Genomic DNA, 15,309 nt, shown 5'->3' on the forward strand with positions numbered 1-15,309 from the left:
CAGCAAAGTATTGCAAATCAGAGATGGTTTGAATATAATTATTACATTAAGGCGAAAAAGATGAATAGTGAAAGGTGGCGATGACATGGATATAAAATTAGAATTAGGAAAAAAAATTCGAATGCTTCGAGAGCAGAAAAATTTAAGTAGAGAAGCATTTTGTGATGATGAATTAGAATTGACAGTTAGACAGCTTTCTAGGATTGAATCAGGAGAATCACTTCCAACGTTACCAAAGCTTACATACATATCGAAGCAACTAGCCGTACCTATCTCTCATTTGATAAATGAAAATGAAATGACCTTACCGCAGCGTTACATACATCTGAAAACAGGTTTGTTTAAACGACCACCGCAATATAATGAGGAAATGAAAAAAGTAGTTGAAGGTATATTTGATGAAATATACGAAGACTACTATGATGTTTTACCAGAAGAAGAACAGCTTTTAATAGACACTGCTCAAGCTCAAAATGATGTGAATCTTTCAGAAAGAATAGATTTTGGTGAAGGAATACTAAACGATTATTTCTTTCAGATCAAGAATAAGAAAGTCTATTCAGATAATGATTTATTGATTGTTCATTTATATTTTGGTTGCTGCTTTCATATGGAATTTGATAATCAAGAATTTGAAGAGTTGGTTGAAAAAAGTTTAGAGCAGGTAGATTATACATCAGAAATGGGTTTAGTTCTTTTAAATAGGGTTTTAGGAACAATAGCGGCCTTATATATTACGTTTGATAAATATGAAAAAGTTCTGAACATAGTTAAAATATCTAATACCATAATGAAAATGAGCCAGGATTTTCATAGAAAACCGATCATGGATATGGTAGAAGGGAAGTATTGGCTATATTTTAACGATGTATCAAAAGCAGATAAAAAATATAATGATGCGATATTGTTAGCTCAGCTGCACGGTGAAGACTTATTGGCTGAACGGATAAAGAAAGAATGGGACGAAGATAAAGAAAATAAAAATAGAAAGTGAGAACATAGGCGATGTTCTCATTTTCTGTTTTTTTTGTATACATAAAAATAATAGTTAATAAGGCTACTCGATGTATTTATTATACGTACCTGACAAAAATGTCCTGTTGAGAAAAAGTAGAAAGAAGTAAAGTAATACGTGTAAGGCAGAGCAATTGAGTATTAAATAAGAGGGTGAGTGAAAAAAATGGAATGGTTGAAACGGTTTAGAGAAATATGGTGGAACATTTAGAAAGAGACCTGACAAAAATGTCCTGTTGAAAAAAAGTAGAAAGAAGTAAAGTAATACATATAAGGCAGAGCAATTGAGTATTAAATAAGAGGGTGAGTGAAAAAAATGGAATGGTTAAAGCAGTTTAGAGATATATGATGTAACTTTTGGAACTCTTGAAAATACATATCTAACTATGAAGAAAGAGAGCGTTGCTTATGACTAACATAAAATATTTCATTGAAGATCAAGCAGTTATACATAAAAAATTAGTTGTGGTAAACGATAGTGATGAAGATAAGTTATTACAGATACTGGATAAAGGTGAGTTATTAAAGATTGTCATGATTCTCAAAAAATCAGAAAAAGAATTTCTTTTTAGATGTTTAAACTTAGAAGATATTCAAGTAGAAGAAATAGAGTGACAGGTGAAATCAAATGAGAGAAATAGGAGAGAGCGCAATGGAAATGATAGAAAAAAATAATCACTTAGTGAAAACAAACAATCTAGTAAAAAAATACAAAGAATATCATGCGGTGGATGAAGTCTCAATGACGATTAACAAAGGCGACATCTATGGGTTTATCGGTAAAAATGGGGCAGGGAAAACGACATTTATTCGATTAGTTACACAACTAATAGACAAAAGCTCAGGCCAATTAACGTTTAATTCGACAGATAAAATTAAAATGAGTGCAGTAATTGAAGGACCTGCTTGTTATCCGTATTTATCTGCTAGAGATAACTTGAAATATTATGCTATTCAAAAAAATATCAAAGATAAACAACGGATTGATGAAGTTTTAGAATTCGTAGGCTTAGATAAAGTAGATAAAAAGAAATTATTTAAGGATTATTCATTAGGGATGAAACAACGCTTAGGAATCGGTTTGGCCATTTTAGATAAGCCACAATTTCTAATTTTAGATGAGCCGATCAATGGACTTGATCCTCAAGGAATTGTTGAAATTCGGGAAATCATTCATCGGCTAAACAAAGAGCAGGAGACAACTATTCTGATTTCTAGTCATATTTTAACAGAATTATCTTTGGTAGCATCAAGGTACGGCATTATCAATGAAGGAAAATTAATCAAAGAATTAACAAAAGAAGAACTAGAAAATGAATGTGGTCAGTTTATGGTATTAGAAAGTTCGGATGATTCAAAAGCTTTTGAAATTTTATCAAAACGCACGTATAAAGTAAAAAAAGAAACAACTAAACTCATTGTCCATGAAGAAAAAAATAAAATGGGAGAAATAGCAAAATTATTATTTGAAAAGGGAATCTATCTAAAAAATTATTACTACAAAGAAGAAAATTTAGAAGAATATTACTTGAATTTAGTGGGTGGAGGGAAAAATCATGATTAATATGTTAAAAGCAGATATTTATAGAATTGTTAAAAGTAGCCTATGCTTATACTCATTAGTAGGATTATTGCTTCTAGGTGTATTCTTTAGTTTTATGGGATCAAGTAGCAGTGCAATGGAGATGGTTCAAGGAGGATTATCAAATGGTTCTATCTTACTTCCCGTATTTTTAACCAATATTTATATGGTTTCATGGGGACATGAATTTAGCTATCGTACAGTTAATAATTCACTTATTGGCGGAATAAAACGAAGCACATTTTTCTTGAGTAAAACGTTCTTAACATTTATATTAACAGTATTATTTTTAAGTGTATATGCTATCGGTTTAGTAGGTACAGCTTTAGTCTTAAAAGGCGGTTTTGCTATAGTTCCAATCTTGAAAGCCTTGGCAGCACAAACTTTGTTGTACTTAACAGTAAGTTCAATTGGAATCTTGCTATTTAATGTAATACAAGCGTCATATGTATCTGTAGCAGCATTTATTTCAGTAGCATTCATAGGGGATAATATCTTATCAAGCATCATTTCCACTTATTTTCCAAAAGCAGATTTTATTTTAGATACGTTGTTTTTCACAAATATTAGAAGTTTATCGGATGTATCAACAATTCCAAGTAAAGTACTCAGTACAATGTTGATTAGTAGTATCGTATATGGCGTTATCGCTTTATTTGTTAGTTACAGTGTATTTAGCAACAGAGAATTTAAATAAAAAGGAGTAGATAGAAAATGAAAAAGAAATTATTGATTATCGTGGGAGTGGTATTGACTTTAGGTTTTCTTGGTTACACAGCGATGGCAGGTGGAGAAACAACAAATAAAATTGATTTATCATGGTCATTATCGGATGAAAAAGTTAAGACGATTCAATTGATTGGTGCAGAGCAAGATGTGGATGTTATCGTAGCAGAAGCACAGGAAGCTGATACAAAAGTAACATTAACAGGAAAAGTTTCAGATAAGACCAAAAAATACTTGGAAAATACTGTAGCAAAGGAAGATGGAGTAGAAATCACTCTATCTCAACTTGGCAAAGTGAGGTTTATGGCGAATTCAGATGGAAAGAACAAATTAAAATTAACGATTATGGTAGGTAAGAATACATCATTTGACGAATTAAAAATTAAAAATGTTATTGGAAATATCAATGTAAAAGTACCTCAAACATTTGATGGTGTCTATAAGACAGATAGCAATCAAGGAGAAGTTTTAGAAATACCTAAAACTACTCAATCGATGAACAGCACAGTTGTGGTAGAAACAATTGGAGATATCGCAATTTCTAAATAGGTAAACGTTAAACTATGTGGAAGGAGAGAAGTAAATGTATGCTCACTATATGCAAAAATCGAGTTCTGATTGCGGTATAGCATCACTAAGAACAATTTTAGAACAATTGCAGATTAAGCTGAAAACAACAAGTGAGTTGTATAAAAATTACAGTATAAAAAAAGATCAAGGCTTATCTTTAGGGGAAGTAGGAGAAATTTTAACGCAATATGGGGTACTATCAAGTGCATATGAAGTTGAAAACTTTGAAGAATTAAAAAGCGTCAAGCAGTTTCCGATGCTTTTAGTAGTTGAAAATGATGGTTGTGCTCATTACATTGTTGTGCATGAAATTAAAGGGCAGACATTTACTGTTTCAGATCCTGCAGAACCGAAGTTAAAGACCTATGATGAAGAATATATACGTTCTATTTTCTTAGGGTATGCCTTATGTATTGACGATGTTGGAATGGAAATAGAAGAACAGGAGAAAAAGGATAAGGTAGAAAGTATCGGGAAAATTCTTTATAAAGAAATGATGGTAGAACTATCTATGAAAACAAAATTATCAATGATAGTACTACTATTATTGAAATATATCTTACCGATTTTATCAACCTTTATTATTCAATTATTCATGCAGTCAATGACGAAAACAGCGCTTATGTCAGATATTATCGGGCCAATTATCATTATTTTATGGCTGATTGTTTTCTTTTACATGGTCAATGTAAAAGAAGGGAAGCAGCGTGTGAGAATTGAAAATAAACTACAAGAAAAAATTTTAATGAAATACTATAATCAAAAGATCAACGATTTGGATTCAGGAAAAAATTTGGATAATGTGACAGGTTACTTTTGGAATCTTATTTACTCTGTAACAGGATTACTGCAAAAATTTTATTTTAAATTGAATGTAGCCTATGTCATATTCCTTTCTCTACTCTTATTTCTACTCTCGCCGTATCTGGCAGGAGCGTTGGTTTTATGGACAGGAATTTATGCTCTGTATCTCAATAATAACAAGAAAAAAATCAAAAATAATGAGATGAATCTGGTAGGGAAATCCTCAGCATTTGTTTCAGGAATTGAAAGCACGCTTAAAACATCGTTAGACATTAATCTATTTTCAAAGAAAAAACAATCAGAGCAGTTTATTAAAGAAAAACTCACAGGATTTTTGGAAGCAAAGGTTGGAACCACAGTAAACGAATTAAACTTATTTACAGTTTACCAATCTTTTATTACCTTAATGAGTGTAACAACATTTTTGATTGTTAGTTTAACAGTAATCTATGGTCAAGAGGAGCAATTAATTAATACATCAAATGGCATATTTGTTATTTCGATTATTTTAAGTAGTTTAGCGCCAGTTGTTCAAAATTGGTTATCTTATCAAAAAAGTCATGTCGCTATTGACTATATTCAAAGTACAAATGACTATCAAAAAAATCTGGAATTTGAAGAGAAAAAAGCACTGGATATAGAAAACATACAATCAATTACTATAGAAGGGTTGACCTTTGGCTATGAAGAAAATCACACTATTTTACACAACTTTCATGTGACCTTAGAGGCAGGATGCATTTATGGTATAAAAGGAGAAAATGGAGCTGGTAAGTCTACATTAATTAAGTTGTTATCAGGGATATTAGAACCTCAAAAAGGCTCGTTTATTATTAATCAGAAACAGAAAGAACACTCTTTAAAACAGACCACGATTAATGAACATATTAGTATGTATTCACAAGAGTTTAATGTCTATGGAAATACGGTAGGAAGAAATATTCGTTATAAAGTGTTTAATGAAAAGTTGGAAAATTCTGAAAAAAATACCTATCAAGATCTGTTTCAATTGAAATTGCCGAATAATTATCTGTTGCAAAGCGATGGCGTAAATATTTCTCAAGGACAAAAACAGAAAATTTTATTGATGCGTGCGCTCTATCAAGAAAAAAGTGTCTATATTTTTGATGAACCTACTGGGAATCTAGACGAAGGATCAAAGAAACTATTAATGAAAGAGATTCAGAGATTAGCTAAAGAAAAAAATAAATTAGTGATTCTAATTAGTCATGAAGAAGATGTATTAAGTTACTCTGATGAAATTATTACAATCAATAAGGGTGAGGAAAATTAAATGAAGAAAATTGTAATGGTCAGTTTAGTCATTGTCGCATTAAGTATCAGCTTTGTATTTTTTGCTCAAAATGCTTCAAGTGATTACACTACTAACAAAATTGAAGCCAACCAAATAAAACCGTTATTAGAGAAAAAGACAACATCATTTATTTTAATTGGAAATCGTTCTTGTGGTGAATGTGAGCGTTTCAAACCTATTTTAGAAGAAGCGATACAGGAGACAAAAACAGTTGTACATTATCTTGATACAGAAAATAGCAAAAATCATGCTTTTTTAAAAGAGCATAATATTACAGCTACACCAACATTACTAGTTATTGAGAATGGAGAAATGAAAAGAGTAGAAGGAAGACAAGAGCCTCAGGAAATAAAAGATATTCTTTTAAGAAAAACAGAGTTGTAAATAAGGAGAAATTTAAATGAAGAAAAAAACTTTATATACGATAATATTATCCTTATCAATTTTTAGTTGCTTATTTTTCGGAACAAAAGCTCATTCTTTACAAGAAGAAATGATTATTAAAGAAGAAAAATTAGTGGAAGAAAAAGGAAATTATCCAGAAATCTATAACATTATTAATTCTTTAACAGTAGGCACCTTTAAAGAAAAAGTGGTGAATCAAGAAGATTTTATAGTCTATGTCGGTCGTCCAACCTGTGGTGACTGTAATAATTTTGAACTTGATTTAATACAATTAATTCAGAAGTACGACATGCAAGATAAGTTAGCTTATTTAAATGTTGCGCAGTTAAAAAAAGATAAAGTAGCGTGGAAAGTATTTAAATCGACCTACGACATTCAGTATACGCCTACTTTAGCTAAGTTTGAAAAAGGACAATTGGTTAACAAAGTGGAGTGGACTCCAGAAAAAGGAATTTCTATTCAAAAAGTAGATAGTTGGATAGTTAATCATATATAGAAAAAGGAGAGAAAAAAATGAAAAAACTAGATAACAAAAAAAGCAATGAAGTAGTGGCAGGAAGAATCTGCGTGATAGTAATTGGAAAAATTGGCTTAATTTGCTGGTAATAGAAAAGGAGAGAAAAAAGATGAAAAAACTAGATAACGTAAAAAGTAAAGAAGTAGTAGCAGGCTGGAAATGTGTAGTAGTAATCGGAAAAATTGGCTTAATTTGCTGGTAATAGAAAAGGAGAGAAAAAAGATGAAAAAACTAGATAACGTAAAAAGTAAAGAAGTAGTAGCAGGCTGGAAATGTGTAGTAGTAATCGGAAAAATCGGCTTAATTTGCTGGTCATAATAGAAAAGGAGAGAAAAAAGATGAAAAAACTAGATAACGCAAAAAGTAAAGAAGTAGTAGCAGGCTGGAAATGTGTAGTAGTAATTGGAAAAATTGGTTTAATCTGCTGGTCGTAAGCTAAAATAAGAGTTTGGAGTAAACCCTCATGAGGGTTTACTCCAAACTCATTTTCCTAATTTGTTCAAGAACTAAATATTTCAGTCTGCTTCCCCACTCACAAATTATTCGATTCAATCCCATAATCTTCCGCAATTTTCTTCAAACTAAATCCTTTACCGAAAACCTCACTAGCATTCATCGAAACAATAAAGGCCTCTTCATCTATTGCCAAGACATTTTCTTTAATCTTTGCAAAATCCTTTTCACTAATAACCGTCATCATTAGCATACTTGGTGTTTTTTGATAGCCGCCCTCGATTGGAATCATAGTCAATCCTTTATCCATATCGACTAAGATTTTTTCTTTAATTTCAGCATACTTCGCTGAAATGATCATCACATTTTTAGAACGAACAAAGCCGACTTGAACCATATCCACCACACGTCCAATAAGGTATAAACAAATCAGAGAAAACAGAACGGTATCAGCGTTGAAAACAAATAGAGCAGATAAAATGACTAAACCATCTACAAATAAAATCGATACCCCAAGTGAAATTTTAAAATACTTATTCACAATTTGCGAAATGATAGCCGTTCCACCAGTCGAAGCATTTCCTCTGAATTCAAGACCCAACCCAATTCCTGTTAAGATACCACCGAAAATCGTTGCCAGAAAAATATTGTGAGTCAATACAGGTAAATGAGTCGTGATTCCTACAAAAAATGGATAAATCAAACTACCGTAAATGGTTTTGATCCCAACTTCTTTTCCTAAAAGTAAAAAGCAAAGACCTAATAAAGGTAAGTTGATTGCATATAACACTAAGGCAGGATTAAGCCCAAACAAATAGTTAAGCACTACGCTGATCCCATTGGCGCCTCCTGCTACAATTTTGTTTGGTAATAAGATCGAATTGATCGATATAGCTAAAATAAAAGAACCAATCGTTACATATAATGTATCTTGGATTTGTTTTTTCGTGAAATTCATGTAGTAAGTTCCCCCAGTAAAAGAATGTCAGGTCAATGTTGAACGGAAAATAAGAGCAAAATAAGAATAATTCAACAAATATCCCTTAGCTATACTATCATGAATGACTAGGAGATACATGAGATAATTTTAATTTTTTATCAGTTGATTGTGGTAAGATTAAACAAGGAGAAAAGACAATCAAATAAAACGTAAAAAACGTTCATTCCATAAATGTTCATGGTGAGTAATAATAGTTTTGGCATCTAGTAAATCATTAGTGAGCGTGGTACTCAACCCTTTTTTCATAAAGTTACAATAACCCAAGCCATGAGCCATACGGATCGTCGTATCAACGCAATATTCAGTTTGAGCACCACAAAATTCAAGCTCGGTAATCTCGTGTTCATCTAACACTTCTTTTAACTTGGTATTGAAAAAGGAATTAGCATGGGTTTTGCTAATATAAAAATCTTCTTTTCTACTATCTAGTTCATCAAATAGTTGCCACGCAAAGCTATTTGGGATCAATTCTTCATCTTCATGTTGAATAAAAATAATCGGTAAATGGTTTTCTCGATAAAAGGTGATTCGTTTATTGACACCATCTAAGACATCATTTAAACGGAAGAGACCCGTTTTTCCGCTATTTACTCCATTTTGTAGATCGATTACAAGCAATGCTTTTTTTGTCATTAGTATACTCCTTTTGTTTAGGGAATTTTTTTCTAGTATACAACGAATAGTGGTCATTAAAAAGTGTGACTATTCGTATGGAAAAACGCGCTGTTTTTCAAAAATAGTAAAATTTTTATTCCATTTCTAGAAAATTTAAGCGAAAATATTCTTTTTGCCTCGCTTTTTCTATATAATGAGTAGTAATAGAATAATAACGGGAAGAAAGGCGGCAGTATGAAATTTAAAGAGTTATTACAGCAAAAAAATGTACGACCATATGTATTGGCTGCACGTTTTGGATTAGAAAAAGAAAGTCAACGCGTGACCTTTGATGGTCAATTAGCAACAACAGATCATCCAGAAGTATTAGGGAATCGCTCATATCATCCATATATTCAAACAGATTTCAGTGAATCACAGATGGAATTGATTACACCCGTAGCTAATTCTATCCATGAAATGATGCGCTATCTTGCCGCAATTCATGATGTTACGCTACGTTCAATGAATAAACATGAAATGCTTTGGCCATTAAGTATGCCACCTCGGCTACCCCAAAAAGATGAAGAGATCAAAATTGCAAAACTTGATCAATTTGAAGGGGTATTATATCGTCGATACTTAGCGAAAGAATATGGCAAACGTAAGCAAATGATTAGTGGGATTCACTTTAACTTTGAATACGACAATGAATTGGTTCAACAACTATTTTCACTACAAACAGAATATACGACTATTGAAGAATTTAAAAATATCCTTTACATGAAAGTGGCACGTAACTATTTACGTTATCGATGGTTGATCACTTATCTATTCGGTGCTTCGCCAGTCAGTGAACCTGGTTATTTTACCGAACGAGAAGAGCGTCCCAAAGAACCTGTAAGAAGTATTCGCAATAGTTCATTTGGCTATAAGAATAACGAAAATGTCAAAGTATCTTATGAATCCTTACAGCATTATATAGAAGATATTCATCGAATGGTAGAAAACGGCATCTTATCTGAAGAAAAAGAATTCTATTCAGCAGTTCGACTACGTGGTGGTAAACAAATGGCTGATCTACCTAAAACTGGTGTACGTTATATAGAATTACGTAATTTGGATTTAAATCCTTTTGCTCCATTTGGTGTAGATGAAGACTCATTAGGGTTTGTTCATTTGTTTATGCTGTATTTATTATGGGCAGATGAATTAGAAGCACCTAACGATTGGGTAGCCACAGGGGAATTTTTGAATGAACAAGTCGCTTTAGGGCATCCATTTGCTCAAGTTAAACTAATGGCAGAAGGTGACCGTATTTTTGCAGAGATGAACGAAATGATTGAAACTCTAGCTTTGTTTGGCGCGAAAAAATCATTAGATATTCATCATGCACAACTCAGAACACCAGATTTAACCGTTGCAGGGAAAATGTGGACGATTATTGAAAGCAACTCTAATCAAGACTTAGGGATTGTTTTTGGAAAAGAATATCATGACATGGCTTTTGAACGACCGTATCAATTAGCTGGTTTCCGCAACATGGAACTATCGACACAGTTATTCTTATTTGATGCTATTCAAAAAGGTGTGGAAGTCGAGATATTGGATGAACAGGAGCAATTTTTAAAACTAAAACACAAAAATCATGTTGAATACGTTAAGAATGCCAATATGACAAGTAAAGATAGTTATATCGTCCCTTTGATTATGGAAAATAAAACTGTTACCAAAAAAGTACTAGCAGAAGCTGGATTTACAGTGCCGACTGGCGATGAGTTTGATAAGCTAGAGTATGCGGAACAAGCCTATGTGAAGTACGCAGAGAAAGCATTTGTAATTAAACCAAAGACAACGAATTATGGTTTAGGCATTACGATTTTTAAAGAGGGCGCATCACTGGCGGATTATACAGAAGCATTGGCTTTAGCATTTAAAGAAGATTCGGCTGTTTTAGTCGAAGAGTTTATGCCTGGTACGGAATATCGTTTCTTTGTCTTGGATGATCAGGTTCGTGCGATTATGTTAAGAGTTCCAGCGAATGTCGTTGGTGATGGGGTTCGTTCGGTTGAAGCGTTAGTAGCAGAGAAAAATCTTAACCCCTTGCGAGGAACGAATCATCGTTCGCCACTAGAAATCATTCAATTGGGTGATGTAGAACGGTTGATGTTGAAAGAACAAAATCTTCTAGTTACCTCTGTGCCAGAAAAAGACCAGATTGTGTATTTACGTGAAAATTCAAATGTCAGCACTGGTGGAGACTCAATCGATGTTACAGATACTTTTGATGAAAGTTATAAACAGATTGCTATCGAAGCGGTTCGAGCATTGGGTGCAAAAATTTGCGGAATTGATTTGATCGTACCAGATAAATCCGTTCAAGGAACGAAAAATAGTCGGACGTATGGAATTATAGAAGCTAACTTCAATCCGGCAATGCATATGCATGCTTATCCGCATTCTGGTAAAGGGCGTCATTTGACGATGGATGTTTTGAGAATGTTATATCCGGAAGTGTTTGAGAGTAAATAGGGATAAACAAAGAGGACGAGATGAAAGAGTTTAGCTTATTTCTAAAGCCATCAACTTCTAAGTGCTTTAACACTTAGAAGTTGATGGGATCGAAACGTAGTAACTACTTTTTTCTAGCCGTTTACTCGGGTTTCTAGTGTCTGAGATATAGCTTGTAGAGTTATGTCCAAGACACCATTCTCATCTATATTTGAGAAGAAGGTCTGTAAAATATGGAAGATATAGAATAAAAATATGCCTCGAAAAAGATTGGACATAACTGACCATCTTTTCGAGACATTTTTTGTTAATGGAATAATTTGTGCCAGAAGCTTTTTTTTTGTTGATTCATTGCTTTTGTTTCAGTTTGTTCTTTTGGGTATTTTTGTTCAATATCAATTACTTCTTCATTCACTGCTTCTTTGGCAGCGAAGACTAAACCTAAGGCATCTGGTGTGTTGGTAACAAAATCATTTACCACAGTGAAGGGCATTTGTTTGTCATTGAGTAATTTAATATAACTGGATTGCAATGCGATATCCATAGCGCCATTTAAACGAATAGATCCATCTGGATGAAGGGATAATTCGTTTAAAAAATGTGTTTTGCATTCGCTATTTTTCATTTGTGCAATAGTCATAGTTAAGTAACAGCGTTCTCGAAACGTGCCCATATATTTTTTTTGTTCTTCGGGTTTAAGTTTTGGGGTGCCATACATCGCATTATCCAAATGTTTTTGTAAGTCATCTTGTGCCATTAATTATCAAACCTGCTTCCATAAAGTCATATGTTAAATTATAGCATAGAAAGGGAAAAGCGATTAGGTGGATTGTTTTTCCTTTTTTGAGAGTCAGTTGCTACTAAAAAAGAGTTGCATTTCTTTCCATTTTCGCATAGACTAAAAGGTAAGAATGAAAATCATTCTCAATTAGAAAAGCTGAGCAAACGTATTTGGCTCTGTGAAAAAATTTGTGCATAATTATAGCATTTTTTTGATGCTAGTAGGCACTGTGTTTTTTCCAAAGCGTTTGTTTGTAAAGCAAAACAACTAGAAAAACGGAGCGAGTACATGAAAAAAATAGGCCTATTTGTTCTCTTACTCCTTTTGATTGTATTATCGGTGTTTGTTGGGGTAAAAGATATTGCTCTAACACAATTATTTCAATGGGATTCACAGCAACAATTAGTATTATTAACAACGAGGCTTCCTCGAACGATTAGTTTAGTGATTGCTGGAAGTACGATTAGTATCTCTGGTTTGATCATGCAACATTTAACACAAAATAAATTCGTATCACCAAGTACAGCAGGTACAATGGACAGTGCACGTTTAGGGATTTTAGTCGTCATGGTTCTTTTTCCTAGTGCGCCGTTGTTGTTTCGATCATTTGTGGCTTTTTTGTTTGCTTTCGGTGGAACCTTGGTTTTTATTTATTTAACTCGGTTTTTGCCTGCAAAAAATCAAGTCATGATTCCGTTGATTGGTGTGATGTTTGGAAATATCATTGGGTCGGTGGCAACGTTTTTTGCGTATCAATTCCAATTAGTTCAGAATATGTCTTCTTGGCTGCAGGGGAATTTTTCCACCGTGATGAAAGGCAATTATGAACTGCTTTATCTAACCATTCCATTGTTGATTATTACGTATCTTTTTGCCTATCGTTTTACCGTTGTCGGGATGGGAGAAGATATGGCGACGAATTTAGGGTTGAATTATCAGCGTATCCAACTATTTGGCTTAGGGATTGTTGCTTTATCCAGCGCGGTGGTTTTGATTATGGTAGGAAATATTCCTTTTCTTGGAGTCATCGTGCCGAATCTAGTATCAATGCGTTATGGCGATCATATGAAAAATACACTAGGGATTACGGCTGTCGGCGGTAGTATCTTTTTACTAGCGTGTGATGTGTTAGCACGTGTTGTGATTGCACCGTATGAAGTGCCTGTAAGTGTCGTTGTTGGTGTGCTAGGCAGCTTTATCTTTATCGCATTATTGATGAGGAGGAAACCAGCATGAAAAAATTCTTCCAGTCATCAGCGGTGAAAATTCTGTTACTATTGATTGCGGTGATTGTTGTTTGCGGATTATATCTGTCTTACAAAACCTATGGAAACTGGGCATTTGCTTTAGAGCTTAGAGGAAAAAAACTGTTGGCATTTGTTTTTGTCGGCATTGCAGCAACCTTCTCAACAATCAGTTTTCAGACAATGACTCAGAATCATTTTTTGACACCAAATATTTTAGGGTTGGATTCACTATATGTATTTATCCAAACGTTGTTGTTTTTCTTCTTAGGCGGGCAACAGCTTTTAGGGAATGAAACGATTGCGACGTTTCTTTTAAATGTCTTGTTAATGGTTGCAGCGAGTATTACGTTATCACGATTTTTACTAAAAAAAGGCAGCAATGATTTGTTTTTATTGCTGATGATTGGAATTATTTTAGGCACGTTCTTTAATAGTATCAGTACCTTTTTACAAGTGGTAATGGATCCAAATGAGTATGATTTGCTACAAGGAAAGTTATTTGCCAGCTTTGGCAATGTCAATAGTCAGCACTTATTAGTAGCAGGAGTATTGATCACTCTTTTAACAGGTTTTTTATGGCTGAAAAGTCATGCATTGGATGTCTTGCATTTAGGAAACGATCAGGCAACCAGTTTAGGAATTAATGTTCCGAGGTTTCAATTTGTTTTGTTGACGGTCATTAGTGGCTTGATTGGTTTGTCTACTGCATTAGTAGGCCCTGTAACGTTTCTTGGTTTTATTGTGGCGAATATGAGTTATCAACTAATGGGCACGTATCGCCATCGTGAGCTTTTTTTAGGTGGTAGTCTACTATCCATCTTATTGTTGGTTTTTGGACAATTTCTTGTAGAACAAGTTTTTCAGTTGAATACGACGTTAAGTATTGTGATTGAATTTGGCGGAGGATTATACTTTGTTGGAAAAATTATTAGCGAAAGGAAGCAACGCGGATGATCGAAATCAAAAATGTATCGAAAAGATATGGTGAAAAAATGGTTGTTTCAGAAGTTCAATTGCCGATAACAGAGCAAAAATTGACTGCTTTTATCGGTCCGAATGGAGCAGGAAAAAGCACGTTGCTTTCAATGATGAGTCGTTTGATTCCAAAAGATACAGGTGAGATTTACTTAGATCATAATGAAGTAAAAACGTGGAAGCAAAGTGAGCTATCTAAAAAGCTATCGATTTTAAAGCAAACCAATGGAATCAATTTAAAAATCACTGTTAGAGAGTTAGTGAATTTTGGTCGTTTTCCTTATAGTAAAGGACGATTGAAAAAAGAAGACCATGAAAAAGTCGAAGAAGCAATGAAGAATCTTGGTTTGTTGGATTTGGCAGATGAGTTGATTGATACATTGTCAGGTGGACAGTTACAACGTGTTTATATTGCGATGGTTTTAGCGCAGGATACAGATTATATTTTGCTGGACGAGCCATTGAATAACCTAGATATGAATTTTGCGGTTCAGATGATGCAGACGTTACGACGTTTGGTAGATGAGTTTGGTAAAACAGTGGTCATCGTGTTACATGATATCAATTTTGCTGCAAGCTATGCAGATGAAATCGTAGCAATGAAAGATGGACGATTATTCACACATGGACGCACAGATGACATCATTCAATCTGAAGTGTTGAACAAGCTTTATGATATGAACATCCGGATATGTGAGATTGAAGGAAAACGATTCTGTATGTATTTTAATTAGAAAAGCTGAGAGCGTTGTTCAGCTCTGACAGAAAAATAGGGAATAATGATTGTGGCGTTTTTTGCCACTAGAATAATTCAT

Annotated in this window: 15 protein-coding genes; 12 read left to right on the forward strand and 3 right to left on the reverse strand. The window is 33.5% G+C overall.

Annotated features, from left to right (window positions below; translation table 11 throughout):
• Window positions 1-85 precede the first annotated feature (85 nt).
• The 8 genes from A5880_RS08785 (at window position 86) to A5880_RS08820 (ending at window position 6,912) form a co-directional block, all read left to right on the forward strand.
• Window positions 86-994, forward strand: a complete 909-nt coding sequence (locus A5880_RS08785; protein WP_086330594.1) for a helix-turn-helix domain-containing protein — start codon at window positions 86-88, stop codon at window positions 992-994.
• 428 nt (window positions 995-1,422) lie between these two features.
• Window positions 1,423-1,629 carry a hypothetical protein gene (locus A5880_RS08790; RefSeq protein WP_086330595.1) on the forward strand — a complete coding sequence of 69 codons (207 nt, stop codon included), beginning with the start codon at window positions 1,423-1,425 and terminating at the stop codon, window positions 1,627-1,629.
• 37 nt (window positions 1,630-1,666) lie between these two features.
• Window positions 1,667-2,578: an ATP-binding cassette domain-containing protein gene (locus A5880_RS08795; protein ID WP_086330596.1), complete on the forward strand. Its 912-nt coding sequence runs from the start codon at window positions 1,667-1,669 to the stop codon at window positions 2,576-2,578.
• Entirely contained in the window at window positions 2,571-3,293 is a 723-nt protein-coding gene (locus tag A5880_RS08800) for a hypothetical protein (RefSeq protein ID WP_086330597.1), read from the forward strand. The genes A5880_RS08795 and A5880_RS08800 overlap by 8 nt, the downstream gene beginning before the upstream one ends.
• A 17-nt stretch (window positions 3,294-3,310) precedes the next feature.
• Window positions 3,311-3,871: a hypothetical protein gene (locus A5880_RS08805; RefSeq protein WP_086330598.1), complete on the forward strand. Its 561-nt coding sequence runs from the start codon at window positions 3,311-3,313 to the stop codon at window positions 3,869-3,871.
• Window positions 3,872-3,905: 34 nt separating this feature from the next.
• The gene (locus tag A5880_RS08810; protein ID WP_086330599.1) at window positions 3,906-5,990 is read left to right on the forward strand and encodes an ATP-binding cassette domain-containing protein; all 2,085 of its coding nucleotides are present in this window, start codon (window positions 3,906-3,908) and stop codon (window positions 5,988-5,990) included.
• Window positions 5,991-6,395, forward strand: a complete 405-nt coding sequence (locus A5880_RS08815; protein ID WP_086330600.1) for a thioredoxin family protein — start codon at window positions 5,991-5,993, stop codon at window positions 6,393-6,395.
• Between the two features lie 16 nt (window positions 6,396-6,411).
• The gene (locus tag A5880_RS08820; RefSeq protein ID WP_086330601.1) at window positions 6,412-6,912 is read left to right on the forward strand and encodes a thioredoxin family protein; all 501 of its coding nucleotides are present in this window, start codon (window positions 6,412-6,414) and stop codon (window positions 6,910-6,912) included.
• Between the two features lie 553 nt (window positions 6,913-7,465).
• Here A5880_RS08820 and A5880_RS08825 read toward each other — a convergent pair.
• Entirely contained in the window at window positions 7,466-8,344 is an 879-nt protein-coding gene (locus tag A5880_RS08825) for a YitT family protein (protein WP_086330603.1), read from the reverse strand.
• 180 nt (window positions 8,345-8,524) lie between these two features.
• Window positions 8,525-9,019, reverse strand: coding sequence for a cysteine hydrolase family protein (locus A5880_RS08830; RefSeq protein WP_086330604.1), 495 nt, complete (start codon window positions 9,017-9,019; stop codon window positions 8,525-8,527).
• Between the two features lie 216 nt (window positions 9,020-9,235).
• On the opposite strand from A5880_RS08830, the gene gshAB reads away from it, so the two are divergent.
• Window positions 9,236-11,512, forward strand: a complete 2,277-nt coding sequence (gene gshAB / locus A5880_RS08835) for a bifunctional glutamate--cysteine ligase GshA/glutathione synthetase GshB (RefSeq protein WP_086330605.1) — start codon at window positions 9,236-9,238, stop codon at window positions 11,510-11,512.
• A 286-nt stretch (window positions 11,513-11,798) separates the two neighbouring features.
• Here the strand turns inward: gshAB and A5880_RS08840 are convergent, their stop codons facing one another.
• Entirely contained in the window at window positions 11,799-12,248 is a 450-nt protein-coding gene (locus A5880_RS08840; protein ID WP_086330606.1) for a YueI family protein, read from the reverse strand.
• 312 nt (window positions 12,249-12,560) lie between these two features.
• Between A5880_RS08840 and A5880_RS08845 the strand changes: the two genes are divergently transcribed.
• Genes A5880_RS08845 through A5880_RS08855 form a run of 3 tightly spaced genes read left to right on the forward strand, consistent with a single transcriptional unit; the run spans window position 12,561 to window position 15,228 of the window.
• The gene (locus A5880_RS08845) at window positions 12,561-13,508 is read left to right on the forward strand and encodes an iron chelate ABC transporter permease FitA (protein ID WP_086330607.1); all 948 of its coding nucleotides are present in this window, start codon (window positions 12,561-12,563) and stop codon (window positions 13,506-13,508) included.
• Window positions 13,505-14,473 (forward strand): iron chelate uptake ABC transporter family permease subunit FitB, encoded by a 969-nt coding sequence (locus tag A5880_RS08850; RefSeq protein ID WP_086330608.1) that lies wholly within the window; start codon window positions 13,505-13,507, stop codon window positions 14,471-14,473. The genes A5880_RS08845 and A5880_RS08850 overlap by 4 nt, the downstream gene beginning before the upstream one ends.
• Window positions 14,470-15,228, forward strand: coding sequence for an iron chelate ABC transporter ATP-binding protein FitD (locus tag A5880_RS08855; RefSeq protein ID WP_086330609.1), 759 nt, complete (start codon window positions 14,470-14,472; stop codon window positions 15,226-15,228). Before A5880_RS08850 ends, A5880_RS08855 begins: the two co-directional genes overlap by 4 nt.
• The last annotated feature ends 81 nt before the right edge of the window (window positions 15,229-15,309 follow it).

Origin of the sequence: Enterococcus sp. 4G2_DIV0659, assembly GCF_002140715.2 — a bacterium.
In the GTDB taxonomy this organism is placed as follows: domain Bacteria; phylum Bacillota; class Bacilli; order Lactobacillales; family Enterococcaceae; genus Enterococcus_L; species Enterococcus_L mansonii.